At 55.7% G+C, this 19,889-nt stretch carries 14 protein-coding genes; 5 read left to right on the top strand and 9 right to left on the bottom strand.

Annotation, left to right across the window (positions count from 1 at the left end):
* Window positions 1-68: 68 nt before the first annotated feature.
* Complete coding sequence (locus tag BMZ40_RS07730) at window positions 69-1,286, top strand: ISL3 family transposase (protein ID WP_092373734.1); 1,218 nt, start codon at window positions 69-71, stop codon at window positions 1,284-1,286.
* A 252-nt stretch (window positions 1,287-1,538) separates the two neighbouring features.
* Here the strand turns inward: BMZ40_RS07730 and BMZ40_RS07725 are convergent, their stop codons facing one another.
* The 4 genes from BMZ40_RS07725 to BMZ40_RS07705 form a co-directional block, all read right to left on the bottom strand.
* Window positions 1,539-2,897, bottom strand: coding sequence for a tyrosine-type recombinase/integrase (locus BMZ40_RS07725; protein WP_177193070.1), 1,359 nt, complete (start codon window positions 2,895-2,897; stop codon window positions 1,539-1,541).
* Between the two features lie 75 nt (window positions 2,898-2,972).
* A complete protein-coding gene (locus tag BMZ40_RS07720; RefSeq protein ID WP_092373730.1) occupies window positions 2,973-3,482 on the bottom strand; it encodes a hypothetical protein in 510 nt (169 codons plus the stop codon).
* Between the two features lie 269 nt (window positions 3,483-3,751).
* Entirely contained in the window at window positions 3,752-5,545 is a 1,794-nt protein-coding gene (locus BMZ40_RS07710) for a hypothetical protein (protein WP_092373726.1), read from the bottom strand.
* Window positions 5,538-7,916 carry a hypothetical protein gene (locus BMZ40_RS07705; RefSeq protein WP_092373723.1) on the bottom strand — a complete coding sequence of 793 codons (2,379 nt, stop codon included), beginning with the start codon at window positions 7,914-7,916 and terminating at the stop codon, window positions 5,538-5,540. Before BMZ40_RS07705 ends, BMZ40_RS07710 begins: the two co-directional genes overlap by 8 nt.
* A 61-nt stretch (window positions 7,917-7,977) precedes the next feature.
* On the opposite strand from BMZ40_RS07705, the gene BMZ40_RS07700 reads away from it, so the two are divergent.
* Both BMZ40_RS07700 and BMZ40_RS07695 read left to right on the top strand, forming a co-directional pair.
* Complete coding sequence (locus BMZ40_RS07700) at window positions 7,978-8,718, top strand: RtcB family protein (RefSeq protein ID WP_281243776.1); 741 nt, start codon at window positions 7,978-7,980, stop codon at window positions 8,716-8,718.
* 10 nt (window positions 8,719-8,728) lie between these two features.
* Window positions 8,729-9,826, top strand: a complete 1,098-nt coding sequence (locus tag BMZ40_RS07695) for an aspartate kinase (RefSeq protein WP_092373721.1) — start codon at window positions 8,729-8,731, stop codon at window positions 9,824-9,826.
* A gap of 60 nt (window positions 9,827-9,886) precedes the next feature.
* Here the strand turns inward: BMZ40_RS07695 and BMZ40_RS07690 are convergent, their stop codons facing one another.
* The 5 genes from BMZ40_RS07690 to BMZ40_RS07670 form a co-directional block, all read right to left on the bottom strand.
* A complete protein-coding gene (locus tag BMZ40_RS07690) occupies window positions 9,887-10,753 on the bottom strand; it encodes a universal stress protein (protein WP_092373719.1) in 867 nt (288 codons plus the stop codon).
* Window positions 10,754-10,839: 86 nt separating this feature from the next.
* Window positions 10,840-12,951 carry a transglutaminase domain-containing protein gene (locus BMZ40_RS07685; RefSeq protein ID WP_092373717.1) on the bottom strand — a complete coding sequence of 704 codons (2,112 nt, stop codon included), beginning with the start codon at window positions 12,949-12,951 and terminating at the stop codon, window positions 10,840-10,842.
* 136 nt (window positions 12,952-13,087) lie between these two features.
* Complete coding sequence (locus BMZ40_RS07680) at window positions 13,088-15,274, bottom strand: tetrathionate reductase family octaheme c-type cytochrome (RefSeq protein ID WP_218143750.1); 2,187 nt, start codon at window positions 15,272-15,274, stop codon at window positions 13,088-13,090.
* Window positions 15,271-16,434: an NrfD/PsrC family molybdoenzyme membrane anchor subunit gene (gene nrfD / locus BMZ40_RS07675; RefSeq protein WP_092373715.1), complete on the bottom strand. Its 1,164-nt coding sequence runs from the start codon at window positions 16,432-16,434 to the stop codon at window positions 15,271-15,273. Before nrfD ends, BMZ40_RS07680 begins: the two co-directional genes overlap by 4 nt.
* Window positions 16,435-16,438: 4 nt before the next feature.
* Window positions 16,439-17,335, bottom strand: a complete 897-nt coding sequence (locus BMZ40_RS07670; RefSeq protein ID WP_092373713.1) for a 4Fe-4S dicluster domain-containing protein — start codon at window positions 17,333-17,335, stop codon at window positions 16,439-16,441.
* Window positions 17,336-17,466: 131 nt separating this feature from the next.
* On the opposite strand from BMZ40_RS07670, the gene BMZ40_RS07665 reads away from it, so the two are divergent.
* Window positions 17,467-18,138: a Crp/Fnr family transcriptional regulator gene (locus BMZ40_RS07665; RefSeq protein ID WP_092373711.1), complete on the top strand. Its 672-nt coding sequence runs from the start codon at window positions 17,467-17,469 to the stop codon at window positions 18,136-18,138.
* A 147-nt stretch (window positions 18,139-18,285) separates the two neighbouring features.
* A complete protein-coding gene (murJ, locus tag BMZ40_RS07660; protein WP_092373709.1) occupies window positions 18,286-19,821 on the top strand; it encodes a murein biosynthesis integral membrane protein MurJ in 1,536 nt (511 codons plus the stop codon).
* Window positions 19,822-19,889: the final 68 nt, after the last annotated feature.

Below are 19,889 nucleotides of genomic sequence, written 5' to 3'. Positions count from 1 at the left end.
GGTTCCTCGCTGTTTCAAGTGGGTAGGAGCCTTGAACCCCTGACCACATCCGGGTAATTCGTTCGCCTATGAAAGACACCGACCTTTTCCAACTGGCCCTTGGCTTAACCCCTCCGTGGGAGGTGGTTTCTTGCGAATTCGACCCGCAACAAAAGCGCCTCGACATCAGACTTGGCTTTCCTCGCGGCAGCATGTTCGCTTGCCCCGAATGCGGTCAAATGGGTCTCAAGGCTCACGACACCGTTGAGAAGACATGGCGTCATCTGAACTTTTTCCAGCATGAGGCCTACCTTTCGGCAAAAGTCCCTCGGGTTGGATGTGGCAAGTGCGGAGCCAAGCTCCTGCCTGTTCCATGGGCCCGACCAGGAAGCGGCTTCACGCTACTGTTCGAGGCCATGATCATGACCCTCGTCAAAGCCATGCCGGTCAAGACCGTCGCCGCCTATGTTGGCGAGCATGACACGCGTTTGTGGCGCATCGTGCACCATTACGTGGACCAAGCCCGTGAGCGAGCTGATTTCTCGGAGATCACACGGTTCGGCGTCGATGAAACCGCCTGCAAGCGTGGCCACAACTATGTGAGCCTGTTCGTGGATCTGGAAGACCGCAAAGTCATCTTCGCCACCGAGGGCAAGGATTCTTCAACCGTTGAGTGCTTCAAGCAGGATTTCTCGGCACATGGCGGTTGTCCAGAACGCGTTGAGGAAGCCTGCTGCGACATGTCTCAAGCGTTCATTGGCGGAATCCGGGAACACTTTCCCAAAGCTCAAATCACATTCGACAAATTTCACATCATGAAAATTATCAACGAGGCGGTGGACGAGGTCCGCCGCGTCGAGCAGAGGGACCGTCCGGAACTCTCCAAAAGTCGTCATGTCTGGCTCAAAAATCCTGTGAATCTCAAGGCTAGCCAGGCCGAACGTCTCAAAGAACTCAGCCTGCCCAAACTCAACCTGAAGACAACCCGCGCCTATCATCTGAAGCTCAATTTCCAGGAGCTGTTCACGCAGCCAGTGGAGCAGTCAGAAGCGTTCCTAAAGAAATGGTACTTCTGGGCCACGCACAGCCGACTGGAGCCCATGAAAAAGGCCGCGGCCACAATTAAACGACACTGGAACGGTATATTGCGTTGGTTCACCTCCGGGATCAGCAACGGCATCCTGGAAGGGCTCAACAGCCTGGTTCAATCCGCGAAATCCAGGGCGCGGGGCTATCGATCGACTCGAAACCTGATCGCCATGATCTACCTCATCGGGGGGAGGCTTAAATTTGCCCTACCCACTTGAAACAGCGAGGAACCATTTTTTTCACGGTTCAGGTTTTCAGGCAACGGACAGAAGTGTTCGGGCGGAATTTTTAAGAAGACGGGAAGCAAAATATTGTTAGATATTTGTAAATATTCAATATATTGCAGTATACTGTGCTTGCTAATATTGTCAGTTTGTACGATGTGGCCCTCCAAAAAATATCAGAGGTCTGAGCCGCCTTCAGATTCCAATTTTGGTACCATCCCGGCAGACGGGTTGCTTTTGATCAGGTTACGAATCGCAAGACTCCTCTGATGCCTTAAGCAGTTTCTCTAACTCGGAGGCCGCTTCGTCAACTACGCCTGATAGAGATGCGATTAATTCTGGCGTCCTGCTTGAAATTTTGAACTGACAGCTATATTCTTTGAGTATGACGCGTAAAGAGTCAATTACGTTCTTACCCTTTATTAGATTCATTGTATTCTGAAAGTTAGATTCAGCTTCAAAAGCAAGATGTATGTAACGATCGAGTGAGTCAATGTTGCTGTGCCCAGTCCATTCCATCACTTTGAGCTTTAACGTTTCAGTTGAAAGGAGAGCGCTGCGGAGATCTCCTTCGCTTTGGTAGCGATGAGTTTTGATAAGATTGCGAAAAATGTTCGTTATATAGCGGTGTCTGAACGCGTGTAGGCATGCTTCTTCATCTATGATGCCTGCTGCCTTTCTCAATAAATAGAATTCCGTTCCAAGCGTATCAATTTCAAGAGGTAGGCCATTATCATTATTAATGAAGAGCATGCTATGGTCATTAGTGTGGCCAATGGTTTTTCGAATCACCCTTTGTCGGTAGTGTTTTATGAAGGACTGTAAGTCTTTTAGGTCAGTTTGCGTAACAGGCACGAAGCGATAGGCCTCATGCCGAGATTGCTTTGCGCTGAACAACTTCAACTCACCTGTCTTTATAGCCTCTTCGATATCTTTAACCTTTATTTGGGATATCTCAATGCGCCGACCACCAGTAATTTCAAGGAGGCGGAGCATGATGTACCGTCGTCTGGATACAAGTGGCGTTGCGTTAAGTGTCACGTTTGCTTCGTAGAGTCGATTCACCGCCGATGTTGAGATGGGCTGACGCCGTCTGGTTTTTCTGTGACGCGGTACGCATTCATGCACCCAGCTTGTTCGATTGATTGTCGTGCCGCTCCTTCCGGTCATGATTTTAAATGTCTTTTGCTCTGCCCGAATCCGTCCAGTAGGCCCAAGAAGATTTAAGCCAGGATATTTACCATCAAGAAACGCAAGGAAATTTAAAACGGTTGAGCAGATGGTTGTTACCTGTTGCTCGGAGCGTCTTTTTTCAGAGGGTTGCTCGGTATCCTTCTCAATGAGAAGAGTATTAATGAACATTTTAAAATGACTATCCGTAAGATCTATAAAATCGATTTTGTTTTGGTAGCACCATCGAATCAAGTGGCTCAGATTTTTTGCCCAAGTCAATAGCGTTCCCCCTTTGTTCTTCCTGGAGCGTCCTTTCCGGTATCCGTTTAGCAAGAAGATATTCGCTAGCCAACAGATAGTCCCATCTGGCCATAAAAGTTGGGGAATGTCGTGTGCGGGATAAGTAACGACACCGCCTTGGCCTGCGTGCAACGGTAGGCGGCAATCTCCAGAAGTTATGAGGTAAAGTTTGCTCTGAGGAGTCATTGTGGATTAAGTGTCAATTGTTTAAAATTTTCGTAGCAACTCGTCACGTTGCTTTTGAAATTCATCTAGCATACTTGCCTTTGCGGCCATCTGCTGCGCAAGCGCCAGGACTTCATCGAGACGCTGGCTCATGAGTGCGATGTCGTTAGCCACCCTGATAAGTTTTTCGTTCTTCTCTGCCAGTGCAATCTTGTACCAATTAATTGTCCCTCGTCCGGGACCTTCTTTTCTTCGCTCAAACTCCCTTAGCTTTTGGAGAGCAGCCCTCCGGTATTCGTTTAAGGTCTTGTATCCGCCTTCGATGACTTGGTCGGCGATTGCCTTGTGCGTGTTCAGGGACATTCCGACGATACCTGTATCGAAGTGTTCAAAGGCTGCAAGGTCGCTTTGTGAAACCAAAGCTGAAGCAATTGTTTCCCGTAGGGTCTGATCGACGGATCCTAGTTCGTGAACTAATTTTTGAAGTAGTTCGTATTCATTGCGTACTGATGCAGACTTTGGGAGGGATGTTTCGTATTGATGTCTTACCATGTCAGGCCTCAATTTTTGGCATCGATTTGTCGATAATCCTATAAATGATACGGTATTCCTCCCCATTGGGGCCTTCGATAAACTCCGGTTCCACTACGGCGTCGCCAGATGCTATTAGATCTTCGACGTAATTGACCACATCTTGTTCCGGAAGTATGTGTAACTGGTTAAGTGTAATTCCATACCTATCGCAAATTAGTTTTGCGAATCCTTCTGTTGCCTCATGGTTGGCTTTTATCATGTCTTTAGCAACTGTTGCTTTTACTCTTTTAAGTATTTTTCCTGGGATAGATTCTGTTACATAGTTGTATGTCATCGAAGGTTTGGTGTGCCCTAAAAAATGTCGAAGTACCTCTACGCCGCCAAAAGATCCTTTCCAAAAAAAACAAAAGTGCAAAGTTTCGACGAAGTTGATGCTGCCTGACGTAGTATCTTCGACCTTGATCATCAGTAGGTATTTGGAAGTAGTCACAAAACCTATTGAAACATCGTCTTAATTCAGGTTGTGCCGTGCCGTAAAGTGACGAATTTAAGAAATACGCACTGAAAGGAAAGCCAAATAGGTATTTGTTTGTTGTGTAGCCAAGTTTTTGTAGGGTATTAGATAGCCTTGCCAAAAGTTGTAGGGCTTCGGCAGCAATATGTGGAAGAGGGCGGAGCGATCGTTGCCGGTGTTCAAGAACGTTTGCTTTTCTCAAATTGAAAGCAAGGAAATATCTGTCAGAATCTTTAACAATGCATTCCTGGGTAAGTTCATCCAGTTCGGAAGCTCTTCTGGCCATTAGGGTGTTCACCAGGATGCCAATGGCCCCGTACAGCACCTCAAGCATATTGTAAAGGCTGCTCCCACTCCTGAGTTGTTGAAAGAAATCAGTTGGCGTGTCGACTGGTAATCTCCAAGCGCTGATTCCAAGTTTTTTCAGTTTGTTAGGAATAGGAATGGGCAACTCGCGGATATTGTCTCCTGTAGCTGCTAGTGCGATGTAGTAATCAATTAAGTTTGCGCCATATTCAATATAAAATTCAATTGATTTTCCAAATATTATATTTACAATATCAAAAGGGATAGTTGTAAATCGTGTCCTTTCCTTTGTTCTCTCGTATCGAAGTAACTCTGTGTTTTCTATTACAGTTAAAGCATGGTCTGAAATGAGTTCTGATCCGTTTTGAGAAGCGATTCGCATGCTTTTTAATGCGCTGATATAGATGCCGACAAATTCAGTGGAGGCTCGTTCGTCTTCATCAATATTGCTAACAGGAACAGCTGGTAATTCTTGGACATAGCAATGGCTGGGGGCAACATCTAATCCCTCTAGCTGGAGTCTTTTGAATTTTAAGTTGCAGAGGACACGGTTTCCAATAATAAGTGTTAGCAAATTATTTCGTTGGACACGGTATTTGAATTCGCTACCTTCACTCTGGATTGCTTGATGGTAGTAATTGTGAAGTTTTAGCCATGCCCGGGCATTTATAAGCTGGTCTTTTGTGAGTAAACAGTCTGAATCCAAGCCTCCAAATTCGAAGAGGTCTGGATAGGTTGCTTGTGTCCATGCAAGTTTTTTTGTGGATAATTTGATATTTTTCAAAAACGAAACAATCCATTTTTTTGGCTGGTAAATGCTGATTTTGATGGATTGATTTTTTGTAATAGTGTCGATAAACATCACAATATCATCTTTTGTTATATTGCTAAATCCGTTCGAAGAAATTTTAAGATATGATCCTTGTAGTAAAAAATAGTCTATTATTTGTAATGCTATTGAAACACGCTGTAGCGAGGTTTTTTTTGAAACAGAAATGCTTCCAGTGAGTAATGGGTGTGTTTGCAGGCATATGAATCGCTTAATATTATTGAGTAGAGCTCGATTCTTTGGATTTGTCAGCAAGCTTCCATCATTAAGGACTTTTCTGAAATCAATGATGTAGAACGTCTTATAGCCGAATGAGCATTCCCATTTATCAGCATCAAAGTCCGAGATACGCCATTTAGCATATTCCAAGTCATGGTTTGAGATCCGGTATTTTTGGATGAAATCTAGCTCTTTAGGGAGTTGTCTAGCCACGAACTACCTCAATGAAGTTTGCTGGGTTGGCGTTAACTAACGCGGCACGCATCATCTGTTTAATACTATGGTCGCAAAAATCACTACTCTCGATATGCGTTCTCAGTCTTTGCGTGAATTCCGTCCAATAAACGGCTTGTGGCGATAGTTGGATTCCCTGGCCGACCACTAGTCTTGAAGCTTCGGAAATGGATAAAAGTGTGGTAAATATTCCTGGGCTTGCTGCAACCATTAGTTCGTCTGCTTTTCGTTCTGAATCAGCATCAGTCGAGGCATCCGAGAGTTCGCTATTCGTTGGAATGAGCGGAATTACAGCGTGATTCTTTAGGAACTCGTCCATTTCGGCAGCGCTGCTGAAGTGTAGGGCTTTTTGCATGTAATGAGTGTCTCTGGTGGCCTCGACGATGAGTAGGTTTTGGAATATTCGTATCCAGCGCGTAGTGAAGTATTCCCAAAGCGAATCAGGCAGATAATGTCTCAGAGATGTCTCATTTGTGTTGCCCAGTTCTTTAGCCATCTTTGCGAGGTTCATACTCTCAAGAAAGACGAGAACTGCACGGGTAGACCGAATGCGCGGGATGGTCACTTGATTTGCTAGGTTTCCTAGTCGAAACTTATAGTTCAATGCAAAATTTCGAAAAGTTGAATTAATGTTACTACTGCGGGAAAAATGCGCAGGTGAGCCTAAATAATTCCCTGTGTAAATAACAATATTTTGCCATCCTTTAACCTTATTATGCATCATGTGGTTTCGTAAAGGAGTTGTTACATGAATCCATTTCTTAACTAAGTCTTTGGCTTCTCCTTTCAGGACTACGTCATGCCAACCGTCACCCGCATTGCGTTCCTTGAGTACGGTGAGAATTATACCAGCGTCGGTTTCAACAGCATTGATTCGGTTACCATTGCTATCGAGTAGTTTAGCGGTCGCTATTGCTGATTCAGAGAACCGGCCATCGTGCGACGCGAGCAATGCCATAAACGCCATTGCCTCCTGGCGGCTTGGTATCCCTAGGTAACGCGAAAGGCGCTCTTTGGAGACACGACAACGCGCTTCTAAGTTTGGGTAGACGGGGGTTGGAAAGCGGGAGGTATCTGTATATCCGCCATGCACCTCATTGAAGTACTTAATAGCAAGCGGTAAGCTAGGTTTTTTTGAGCTAGACCTTGTCGCTCGTTCAACTTGGTCGTCTGACGGAAGTTCTAGCACTTCTGAAGCAAGTTTTTGACCAGCTTTATAGTCATCGAAGAATGAATTTAGATGTTCGCGTAGCCATGTTTGAACCTTAATGAAATCGTTCTTCAGTTGTACGAAAATGAGCTTTGTGGCTTCTTCGTCGGTGATGTGAAGTGGGACGGCGGTGATCAGTTTTTCGGTAATGATCGTGGTATTGCCAGTCGTATCCGTATTGACTTTGCGGTGTCTGATCGAATCGGACGATAGTAATTTTGGATTGCCAGACGGGAAGGCATTCATTGGATAGGCTACGATTTTTTGAGAGGCAAGTGAGCTCCAGTAGATTCTATAACGGCTCCATAATTTCTGAAGCGATCCAATGGTTGCTTCTTGTACAGCAGCTTTGCGACGCACCATTTTCATAAAATGATACTCCATGAAATCGATCAAGAACGTTTGAACATACGATGGATCAGTAAGAAGCTTTGGTGTGATAGGTTGATTTTTGGCAGAAATGTGGCTAACGAATTGAGCAAATGTTGTACCGAAGTCTCTAAGTCCGGTATCCTTGGCTTTAGACCGAGCGATTGTTTTTAGTCCATCAAAAAATGTATTTGTAAATGATTTCCCCATAACTGGAATCATATCCTTTAGAAGGACGTTGTATTCAGTTCCGGATTTTGTCGTCAGGAAATATGGGCGAAGCTTGTCTACCTGCACTTCGTTGAGTTCAATTTTCTCGAATGCCTGTACTAAGTCTTCTGGAATCTTCACCGCTGCTTTTGGCTTGTGGGTTGCTAATAAAACTGGTGTGTTAACTCGCTTGAGTAAACTGTAAAAATTATATGCTAATTTAATTCGGCTAATCTTGGAGATGTTGATAAACCGTTCAGAGCCAAGGGCTCCATAAAACAGCGATTGCAAAGTCCGAAAGCGAATTGAAAACAAATCACTGGCAGACGATATTAGGGGTTCATCAATTACTCGCAAGAGGTAGTCAAATAACAAGAGCGATCTTTTGTACTCCCATTTCCCTGACCTCATTGCAGGTACTAGGAGCAGTTCCAACGCGTTGCCTTGAAGGCGTTCGAAGTGCTCTGTTGGGCTGGTCCATTCCTCAGTAGTAACGCGTAGCTGTCCACGGCTGATAATTGTCAGGGTGCTATTTTGGTTATTAATGGAAATTATCTCCATAAAATATCCTCTTTTTTTGAGATGTTATGTCATTATTGTCCATCTTTGACAATATTTATTAATCCGGGAAAGCTCGGGTAATCATTTCGTCGAGTGGGGTATACTGGATGTGCCCGGGGCCATGCCGGGCCTGCCCGAAGGGACGTACCTGGCCCTCATGTCCCACAGCGGCAGCCGGGGCACGGGCGGGGAGGTGGCCAAGCACTACAGCGCGCTGGCCAGACGCCTGCATCCGGAGCTGCCGCGCGCCCTCGGACATCTGGCCTGGCTTGGGCTGGATACGGACGAAGGGCGCGAATACTGGGCCGCCATGGAGCTCATGGGCCGGTACAGCGCGGCGAGCCACGCCCTTATCCATGCCGCCGTGGCCGGGAGCCTGGGCTTGACGCCCATGCGCAGCATCGAGAACCACCACAATTTCGCCTGGCGAGAGATTCACGACGGACGTGAGGTCATCGTGCATCGCAAGGGCGCGACCCCGGCCGGTCGGGATGTATACGGGATCATTCCCGGCACCATGGTCGATCCGGCCTTTGTGGTCGAGGGCCTGGGCAATCCGATGTCCCTGTGCTCGGCGGCCCACGGCGCTGGCCGGGTCATGAGCCGCAAGGAGGCCCTTGCGCGCTTTCGCAGGTCCGATCTGGAGCATGTCCTCAAGGAGCGCGGGGTGCGGCTCCTGTCCGGAGGGCTCGACGAAGTGCCCATGGCCTACAAGGACATACGGGAAGTCATGGCCGCGCAGGCCGATCTGGTGCGTATTCGCGGAACTTTTTTGCCGCGCATCGTGAAAATGGCGAAATAAGGAGAAAAGCATGGCCCTTGTCGTTCAGAAATACGGAGGCAGCAGCGTGGCCACCCCGGACAAGATCCGGGATCTGGCGCGGCGTATCGTAGCCCGTCACGAGAGCGGGGACAAAGTGGTCGTTGTGGTCTCGGCCATGGGCAAGAGCACCGACGCGCTGGTCGGGCAGGCCCGGGAGCTGGCCCAAAACCCCGACCCGCGCGAAATGGACATGCTCGTCTCGGCCGGTGAGCGCATTTCCATCGCCATGATGAGCATCGCCATAAACGGCATCAGGCCAGGCCTGGCAGTGTCTTTCACCGGCTCGCAGATAGGGCTGATCACCGACTGCAATCACGGGGACGCGAGGGTTCTGGAGATAAAGGGCGACCGCCTGCGTGAGGCTCTGGATCAGGGCCGCGTGGTCGTCGTGGCCGGATTTCAGGGCGTGTCCACGGCCAGGGAGATCACCACCCTTGGCCGGGGCGGCTCGGACACCACGGCCGTGGCGGTGGCGGCGGCTCTTTCGGCCGACGTGTGCGAGATCTATTCGGATGTGGACGGGGTCTATACCTCGGACCCGCGTCTTGCGCCCTCGGCCCGTCGTTTGGACACCGTGGATTACGAGACCATGCTTGAGATGTCCGCCGCCGGGGCCAAGGTCTTGAAGGACGACGCAGTGGAGTATGCCCGCCGTCTGGGGGTGCGCATCGCCGCCGGGTCCAGCAGTTCCGGGCTCATCGGAACCATCGTTTCGAGCGGGAATCTGAACCGCGATACCCTGCAGGCCATGGTCTATCATGACCGTCTGCGCTGGATCGCCTGTGAAGCGGGCGTGCCGCTGCCTCCGGACTGCCGGTTGTGCCAGTCCGTGGAGGGGCTGCGTGTCGTCATCGTGGACGAAAAAAATGCCGGAGCCCTGGAAGGTGTCCCGTGCGTGAGTCTGTCCCTCATCGGTTCGCGGGTGGCGGCGCAGCGCGACCGGATCAGCGCGGTGCTGGCTCGCCTGGAAGAGTCCGGGAACCGCGTTCTGGCCATCAGCAGCACGGCCACGAAGTATGAGATTTTTCTGGAAGACGCGGTGCCCCAGCCCGTGGTGGCCGCGATTCACGACATGCTTTTCGCGTAGAGCGTGGCGATGAGCGATGAAACCCCCGTGTCCGGAGATGGCGCGGGGGTTTTTTAGTTCCTAGTGGCAGATCCACAAGGTCGTGGATTCGAGTTGTTTGAGCAGGTTCATGCTGACCGAGCCCAAAAGGTGCTGGGTTCTGCTTTCTCCCCGTCCCGTGCGCCCCGTGGCCAGGACGCCATATGCACCATCCCGGGTCATGTTCAGGATGGTATCCGTGATGCTCGTGCATTTTACAATCTTCTGATGAATGCGACGTCCGGCAACGCCGTTTTCTTCGAGCATGCGCCGGGCCTGGGCCAAGGCGTCCTCCGGGACTGCCGGGGATGTGCCACAGTCCACGTGCAGCAAGGTTATCTCGTGTTCGGGGGCGTTGGCGAGCATGAAACCGACATGGTCGGCGCAGCGTAGGCTGGCGGGAGAGCCGTCAGTGCAGAGCAGCACGCTTGGGGCGGGTTTTTCGTTGCTGCGACAGATCCACAGTGGAATTTCCATGGGCGTGGTGAATATTTGTTTACTCACGCTTTCGTTGATAAGTTCTTCCAGACGGGACAAGCCCCTGCGGCCCAGAGCGATGGCGTCATAGATGCCGGCGATGCCTTCCTGAATGATGTCCTTGGCCGTGCCGAGCTGTTTAAAGGTGATTTTCTTGTGGATGTTGGCCCGGGGAAAATGCTTGTTCACAAGCAGTTCCTCGGCCCTGTCGAGGGCGGTCTGGGCCAGGCTCTTGGTCTGGGTTTCCCTGCGGGTCAGGTTTCCGTAATCCTGGATGATCTCCGCCTCCGTCAGTCCTGCCTTGGGATTCGGGGCGACGTAGAGGAGGGTCAACTGCGGATAGTCGGCGGTGGCAAAGAATCCGGCAACGAATCGTACGGCCTGCAGGGAGCTGAAGTCATCACTTACGGTCAACAGAATATGTCTGTCCATGTGGCTATCCTCGTGCGGTGGGTTTCAATATGTTGTGATGTAGAGCAAAGCACGGGGTCTTGCAATCGCGGAGGACTTTATTCGCTTCATTCCTGTGACGCTGCTCCGATCTGAACGACCGTCGTTTCATTGTCCGTGACGCTGAAGGGAGTCAGCCGGACCGTTACTCCGTTGTTCTCGCGTCGGGGTTCAAGCAGGATGTAGTCTCCGGGTTGCATGGCGCAGGACAGACCGTCCCGGGTTTTTTCCCAGGGCAGGTCGTCGAGGGTGCGCAGGAAGCCCTCATCGATTCCGGCCACGCCGAAATCCTGCAAGGGGCGCAAGTCCGTGCCTCCCGTGACGTGCAGCGCGCCACTGGCCGGCACGGCGGCCTGCATCTCCCAGAATTGCCAGTCAGCGCCGTCAAAATACTCCACGCCCTTGAAATCGACCGCGCAGCGGGCCGGAACGCCCATGGTGCGCAAGGCTGCCGCAGCCAGCACCGCCTTGTCCGAAGTCGAGGAACAAAAGCCGCCTGCAAGGGTTTGCCCTGGGGTCAGGGGCGGGCCGAAGAGGGTTGTCGGCAGGATGGGCAGGTCGTCGATGCGGGTCCGGATGGCCTGCATCTTTTTTTCGAGGGGCAGGCCAATGGATTTTTCGAGCCACGGAAACAACTGGGCGCGCCATGGTGACCATGGTTCAAGATGGAGCCTGGAGGAGAGCACGAAGCGGGTGAAGATCTCGTCGTCATAGGAGAGCTTGGCCTTGGCCGAAGCCTCCCTGGCAAAGGCCGCAAGTTCGATGTCGCGGGGCAGGCTGTCTGGTTCGGCTTGCAGCAGGTCCTTGTCGTCGAGGCCGGTCAGCATGGGCACGAGCCAGGGCGTGGACGGACCGGCGGGCTGATTCAGAAGGCGCAGCCAGTGCGGGGTGCGCTCTCCCGAAAGGGCCAGACGTTCGCGCAGCGGTGCCGGCAGGTCGCGCAGAAATGGCTCCCAGCGCTGCTCGCGCTCTTTGCGCAGGCGTTTGAGCCTTGTGCTCGTCGAGATATTGAAAGCGTTTTCAGCGGGGCCGGGATGGGAAAAGCGGATGGATTCGGGGAGCGGGCGGGGAGCGTCGGCCTGGAGCCGGACTCGCGTTTCGTCCATGTCCCGGGTGTCGAGCAGGGTCCAGGCGAGACCGCCGTCGGCCACGCAGGAGACGAAAAAGATCCCGGGACCGAGGACGACCCTGGCCATGCCGCTGTCGTTGGTGACGGCCTTGGTCACGGGCCGTAGACCGCCCAGGGAATAGACGCAGAAGAACACGTCGCGGCCCGCATCGGGCTGGTCGTCGGCCATGCGCACGCTGACCTGGACCGGGGTGCCCCGCGTGTAGGCAGAGGTGTTGTCGACGAGGGCGAAGCCGGTACCCATGCGGTACACCGCTGGGTCCTGGGGCTGGCCAAAGACATACGCCACGACCTTGGCCATGCGTGGCGTCTCGGCCGCGAACCAGGTCTGGTTCAGGGCGGAAAATTCAGTCCCGCTTTCCAGGAATTTCCAGCCGTCCCCGGTCCAGGCTTCGACCCAGGCATGGTTGCCGTCGGTATGCTGCCACCACGGAACCATGGCCTGGCGCACCGGCAGGCCCACGGCGCGGGCCGCCGCCAGAAAGAGGATGTTCGTTTCCTCGCAGCGGCCATATCCGGCGTCGAGGATGGACATGACTCCAAGGTCGCGGCGGGAGGTGGGGCGGTATTGGGCCTTTTGCGCGCACCACTTGCCAACGCGAGCAAGCGCTTCCTCCATGCTTCCGGCCGTGGCGCACAGCGGGGCCAGTTCGGCGAAGAGCATGGCCCGGTGGGGTTGGAAGGGCTCCTGGCTGGCGCGGTGCGGCAGGACGTAGTGCAGGAAGGTGCCCCAGGGCACTGCTTTGCCCCAGGGCATGGCATCTCGCGCCAGGAATGCATAGTCCAGGTTTTCGCTCAGCGCATCGGCATCCATGGACAGCCTGTCGGCCGGGGGCAGGTTGTCCAGCAGAAAGCGCGCGGCAAGGGATTTTTCCGGATCATCAAGATACATGTTCTCGAAGGCTTTTAGTTCGACCGCGTTGGGGTTGGCGGCGTCCGGAATGGAGAACGAGGTCGTGAGGCCCGGTGCCGGTTGGCGACCGGCGCAGCCTCCGAGAATGACGAGCAGAACGAGGAGCTTGGCGAGGGTGGGGAGCTGTAAGGTGTTCATGAAGGACAATGTAGCGGTGGAACCGAGACCCTGTCCAGAACGGGCTTGCGGTCTTGGACCTGTATTTTTGTATGAACGGCGATGCTTCGAGGAGGGAAAAGCGGCCTCCGGGAAGGTCCCCGGAGGCCGCTTCGGTTCAGGGTTCGGTACGTCCCAGCGGCAGCTTGGTGAAACGTCCGCCGCTCAGGATCGGGTCGCTCTTGTAGCCGAGGGCCTTGAAGTCGATGTAATCGGTGACGCCGACCAGTTCCGCCACATCGCGGCCCTGGGAGAGCATCTTGCCAAAGTCGGTGCCGGATACGGTCAGCTTCTTGAAATCCACGTCGCGCCTGTCCTGATGGCATCGATCACAGGTTTTCTCTCCCTTTAGGCTCTCGTGGCACTGCACGCAGGACAGGGCCATCTCCTTGGGCATGACCTCGTGCTTGATGCCCCAGTACATGTTGGTACGTACCCAGGCGTATTCCCCGCTGTAGGGCAGCCCGGCCGCCTTCATGCCGTCCACGAAGGCCTTTTGCCAGTCGAGGTTTTTCCAGTAGGCGGATTTGTCGTCCGGCGATGTCGGGTAGAGGTGCGGAACCAGGAGATAGTTGTGCTTGGCGTCGGCGGGCTGAATCCCGTCCATGAGCTTGAAGGGGAAGATCTTGGACGAGGGATCCCGTATGCTGCCCACGGGAGCCGTGATGTTGGTCACGGGGAGGCTGCGGCGCTCTTCGGCGGACAGGCTGTCGCCGGGTGCGAAGCCCATGGCCTCGGGGGCGATGACGTCGCCCAGGAGCAGGCGCTCCATGTAGCCATTGTACCATGCGTACACGGGTTTTTTGGCCTCCTTCCATTCGAAGCTGCCTTTCATCCAATTGTAGTCCTCCATGCCATACTTGTCCTTGACTGGCTCGCGTGACTTGTCTCCGGCTTCGGACCAGTCCCACCAGGTCTTGGTGGCCTTGCATTTGGAGTAGACGGGTGAATGGCAGGTGTTGCAGGCCACTGCGTCGGTGTGCTTGTTAAGGTGAAAGTCGAGCATGCTGTCCCCGTAGTGGGGCTTGCTGGTGTGGCAGTCTTCGCAGGTGCGCGAGCCCTCGGCCACGGGCAGGGAGGTGCTGCGTCCCCGAATCTTGTGGTTCGCGGCCGCGTGGCAATCGGTGCAGGTGAAATCGTAGCCGCCCATGTGCACGTCGCAGTTGCGTTCGGGATAGCGCAGCACCGCGCACATGTCCGCGTGCTTGACCGCGTCCCCGCCGCCGCCCTGGAAATGGCAGTTGCCGCAGGTGTTGCGGTTGGTCTTGCCGACGTTCTCCGCCACGAACTTGAGATCCACCTCGGGAGCGGGCATGCCCGCCGCGGGCGGGGATTTGTGGTAGCTGTCCGTGGCGTCGTGACAGACCAGGCAGTCGACCCTGGTCATGTCCGTGAAGTCGAAGGTCTCGTCCTTCCACCCGTATCCCGCGTGACAGGAGGTGCAGCGGGGCCAGTTGGAGGGCAGGGCGATGCAGAAGTTGTTCAGGGTGTCGGTGGCCTTGCCGCTCATGACCTTCTTCTGGCGTTCGACAGTGTAGGGTGACGGGCCTTTCCAAAGCCAGTGGGCGCTTTTTATCATGTCCTCGCCGGCTTTCTGATGGCAGCGCAGACATTCCTGCGTGACCTCCATGGGGGTCGGATCGTCGGGGAGCCTGACCAGATCCTTGTGGTCGGGGACGCGCTTGGCGTGACAGCCAACACAGTCGATGGGACCTTTGTTCATCTCTTCATGACATCCCATGCACTGCTGATGGTAGGCCGCCTTGAGGCCGATGCGTTCCGGGTGCGCGGGGTTGAAGGACTCCTGATGGCAGGTGCGGCAGGCCACGGTCTCGGACAGCCTGTCGATGCCCGCGTCGGATCCTTCGGGGCTGGCGTGGTGGCACAGGGCGCAGTCGCCGCCGAGGCTGGCGGCGTGTTTGGAATGCATGAAGCGCGCCGGTCCGTAGAGATTTTCAAAGGTGTTGACCAGCGGACTGTCCAGAATCATGTACGAGTATTTGATGTCGCCGACGCCCAGCCCCAGATTCTTGAATCTGATCTGGCGCAGCTTGGGGTCCTCGCTCTTGACCTTGGCCACGAATTCGCGTGGGGCCTTGGCGCGCTCCAGGGCGGCGGCGTGATCCGGCGCTTGCCAGTCCTCGGGCCTCGGGTTGCGAGGTGTGCGGATTTTCTCCACTGGCCCCAATGGTTTGCCCTGTTCCGGAGCCGTGACGGCCAAATCTGGCAGGATCACAGCCGCGATGATGATGACGGCCGCGCAGAGCATGGCCAGGGTGAGTCGTGCCCGTCTGGATGTTTTCATCGCGTCATCTCCTCGTGCTTGGGTGCGGACAGGACCGGCGCAAAGGTCACGAGCGTCCGGTACAGAAACATGATCGTCGCCACGGCTCCCGCCGTGACGAGAATTTCGCCGATGGACGGAAAATACGGGATTGTCCCGGTTTGCGGGGTGTAGGCCACCAGAAAGACGTTGACCCGATTGAGCAGCACGCCGCCGACAATGAGCAGGGCGGCGAAGAAGAGCCCGCGCCGCGATCTGCGCACCGACGGGAACAGCAGGAGAGTCCAGGGCAGGATCACGCCAAGCCCCAGTTCGGCCAGGAAGCTGTTGGCCGCGAGGCTTCCTTCAAAGGCCAGGGACAGGGCTCCGCGATGCACAAGGTCCCAGAGCTTGAGCGACATGTACAGCCCCAGGGTGACGATGGTGAAGCGCGACAGCGGCGCCAGGACCTCCATCTCGCTTGAGAGCCCGAGGGACGTGGTGGCCAGGTTGGTTTCGACGATGACCATGGGATAGCCCACCGCGAAGGCCGAGAGTAGAAAGAGCAGGGGCAGGAAGGGCGTGTACCACAGGGCGTGGATCTTGGTCGGGGCGATGACCATGAGCGTGCCGAGGCTCGACTGATGCATGCAGGACAGCACAACGCCAAGCACGATGAAAATCCACATGAAGGAGGAGAGCTTGCGATTGAACCAGCCCAGGATCCTGATCTTCGAGCCCCATTTTTCAGCCAGGATCGGGACCATCTCGATCCAGAGCACGCTCAGGTAGATCATGACGCACATGGCCACTTCGAAGAGGGCCGAATTGTAATTGTGGAAAAAGACGGGTTTCCAGATGGCCCAGGAACGCCCGATATCGACAAATACGGCGAAGGCGACGAAGGTGTAACCCAGGGCGGCGGTCAAGAGCGCGGGACGGGTCACGGCCTCGTAGGCATGGCGGCCGAAGATGTGGGCCAGGGCGGCGGTGGTGAACCCTCCGGCGGCCAGGGCCACGCCGGACGCGACGTCCATGCCGATCCAGATGCCCCAGGGGTTGGTGTTGGAGAGATTGGTGGCGTAGCCCAGGCCGAAGATGAAGCGGACCATGAGGGCCACGCCTCCGGCCAGCATGACTCCGAGCAGGACCAGGACGCCCGGGGACCAGAAGGGACGGTCGATGGGTCGAGGGTGATGCATGAGCTTACTCCTTGTCCGGATTTGATTTTTCGCCCGTGAGCATTTTCATGGTCAGGGCCAGCCCACCGAAGAGCAGGGCGGGGGACCAGAGGTAGCTGAAGAGGGCGTGCTGGATGGTTTCGCTGCGCCGGGGCAGGGGCTCCAGGGGGACGCCGGGGAAACCGAGTTTGGCGAAGGGGGTGCCCGCGATGTACATCCAGCTCGTGCCGCCGCCTTCATGTTCGCCGTAGATGTGGTTCTCGTAGCGGCTGGGGTCGTTTTCGATGCGCCCTCGGGCCAGATCCAGAAGCGTCGAGCGTTTGCCGAACGTTATGGCCTCGGTGGGACAGATGGAGGCGCATCCGGGATTCTTGCCCTCTTCGAGCCGGTCGAGACAGAAGGTGCATTTGCGCACCTGCGGGGTGAGAGGATCGTGGAAATCGTAGGCCGGAATCTCGAACGGGCAGGCGATCATGCAGTAGCGACAGCCGATGCACCGGTCCACATCGTAGTGCACCGTGCCATTCTCTTTTTTGGACAGTGCACCGGTGACGCAGGCCGAAACACAGGCCGGATCCTGGCAGTGCATGCACTGCACCTTGACGAAGCTTGGCACAAGCTCGCCGCGTTCTCCGACAGGCCCCGGATAATAGCGGTTCACGACCGTGTAGGCTCCGGCCGTGGGGCGGCGCTTGGCGTCGAGCACGCGCATGTCCTCGAAGGAGCTCTCGGGCGCGGGCAGGTTGTTGACCTGATTGCAGGCCAGCTCGCATTTGCGGCAGCCGATGCAGCGAGTCACGTCCACCAGACATCCGAGCGGATCGTCCGGGGCCTTGGATTCCCATGCATGGGCCGGAGCCGCGGCCATGGCGGCTATGCCCAGACCGGCTGATTTGAGAAATTGCCGACGAGCGATAGTCATGACATCCTCCTGTTTGGCAAAAGATGCTTCTTCGGGTTCCAGGGCGCGGGGGTTCTCTATTTTGATGAAAACTTATACCCAAGGTGCGGCCGAAGCGTCTTGACGGCCGTCAAGTTTCAGGAGGGAAATGCGTGGAAATCATTCGGGCCTTGGAAGAAATGAGCCTGTTGCAGGGCCTCTCCCCCCAGGAACTGGCCGGACTGGCGCGGGATGCGGTCTGGAAAACCTTTGCTCCCGGTGAGTTCGTGTTTCACCAGGGCGACGAGGCCAGACGTTTTCATGTGCTGCATTCAGGCATGCTCAAACTTTTCCGCAGCACGGCCGAAGGACGGGACCAGACGGTCTATCTGGTGGAGCAGGGCGACCCTTTTTGCCTGTGCACGCTTTACGGGGCCAAGGTCCTGCCGGTCAGCGCCCTGACCATGACGGCCTGCGAGGTGATCGCCTTTTCCGGAGAGAGCATGGCGCGGCAGCTGCGCCTTTCGCCCCAGGTGCTGCTCAATATCGTGCTCGTGCTCAACACCCGCCTGATGCATTCATATCAAATGATCGAGGACCTGGCCTTGCGCAGCATCCATCAGCGCGTGGCGTCCTTTCTGCTGCATGCCGTACGGGTCCGGGGCGAGGCCGCCCCCCGTGTGACTCTCTCGGTCTCCCGGCAGGAAGTGGCCAAGATTCTGGGGACCACGCCGGAGACCATTTCCCGCGTCCTTGCGCGGTTGTGTCAGGATGGACTGATAGAGGCCCGGGGCCGGGAGATAGTTCTTCTGGACTATCAGGGCATGGTGGATGCGGCGGGCTAGGGCGCGGGTCGCTTCGGCGCGGGTGATGCGCCCGGAGCCCACGATTTTTTCCCGGCAAATCCTGGTGGACTCGTCTGGTCCCGGCGGATAAACAAAGGCGTTTCAAGAAGTTCGATCCCCATTTCTCTAGCATTCTGGAAGCTTGACTTGTCCACCAATCGAACCATCGCCAAGAACGCATCCATCGTTTCCGGCGCCACCATGCTGAGCCGGGTGCTCGGGCTCGTGCGTGATCTGATCATGGCCTACGCCCTGGGCGCGTCCGTGCTGGCCGACGCGTTTTTCGTGGCCTTTCGTGTCCCCAACCTGCTCCGCAGTCTCTTTGCCGAAGGCTCCCTGACCATGGCCTTCGTGCCCACCTTCGTCAAAATCCGGCAGAGCGAGGGCAACGAGGCGGCCTTTGTGCTGGCCAGGTCCATCCAGCTTTGGCTGCTGGTCATCCTCGGCCTGCTGACCGTTTTCGTACTGCTCTTCCCCAAGGCCGTGACCCTGCTCATCGCCTCGGGTTTCGCGGCCAAGCGGCCGGAGCTTTTCGAGCTGACCGCGAGCCTGGTCCAGATCTGCTTTCCCTACATCCTGTTCATCTCCGGAGTGGCCCTGTGCATGGGCATCCTGAACAGCATGGGGCATTTTCTCATCCCGGCCCTGGCTCCGTGCATTCTCAATATCGTGCTCATCAGCGCCAGCCTTCTGGCCATAAAGGTCGGCGGAAACGTGGCCGTGTATCTGGCCTGGGGCGTGCTTGTGGCCGGGGTCGGGCAGTGGCTCCTGCAGCAGCCCATCCTGCGCTCCAAGGGCTTTTCCTGGGTCGGGCCGGTGGAGCCGACGGGACCGGGCGTGCGGCGCATCGGCACGCTCATGCTGCCCACCATTTTGGGCTCGGCCGTGTACCAGATCAACATCCTGATCAGCACGGGGATGGCCTCCTTTCTGCCTGAGGGCTCCGTGTCGTACCTCTATTACGCGGACCGGCTCTTTCAGTTTCCCCTGGGCGTTTTCGGCGTGGCCGTGGGCGTGGCCACCCTGCCTTCGCTGTCCATCCTGGCCGCACCCGAGAAACGCACGGAGTTCCGCGAAACACTGTCCACCTCCCTGGGCCTGACCCTGTTCGTGAACCTGCCCGCCGCCGCGGGCCTGGCCGGATTGTCGCTGCCCCTGGTGGACCTGCTCTTCGGACGCGGGGAGTTTTCCTCGGCGGCGGTGCATGGCACGGCCATGGCCCTGCTTGGCTACGTGGTCGGGCTGCCCGCCTTTTCGAGCGTGCGCTCCCTGGCCTCGGCCTACTATGCCCTGGGCGACACCAAAACCCCGGTGCGCGTGGCCCTGGGCAGTCTGTGCGTTTTCGTGGTTGCCGGCTACACCGGCATGCAGGTGCTGGGGCACGTGGGCCTGGCCCTGGCCTCGTCCCTGTCGGCCTGGATCAACGTGGTGCTCCTTGGTTTCCTGCTGCGGCGGCATTGCGGAGCCTGGTTCCGCGTGAATCGCGACATGGTCATCTCGTTCGCCCTGAGCCTGGTCATGCTCGCCGGATGCTGGATGAGCACCCGGCTCGGCCCGTTCTGTTTGCTCTTCATTCCCGTCTGGGCGGCCCTGTACATGGGGGCGGCCCTGCTCCTGAACGTAAGCCAGGCGCGGCTTTTCGCCAACGTGCTGGGCAGGCGGGCATGGCGCAAAAGAGCCTGACTTGAACTGCGCGCGCTTTGACGTTAGGCTTCCCGCTTCCATTCACCACAGAAAAACCGACCAGTGAG

Source organism: Desulfomicrobium apsheronum (assembly GCF_900114115.1).
In the GTDB taxonomy this organism is placed as follows: Bacteria; Desulfobacterota; Desulfovibrionia; order Desulfovibrionales; family Desulfomicrobiaceae; genus Desulfomicrobium; species Desulfomicrobium apsheronum.
The sequence above is the reverse complement of the archived record's forward strand: the minus strand, read 5'-3'. Positions and strand labels throughout refer to the sequence as shown.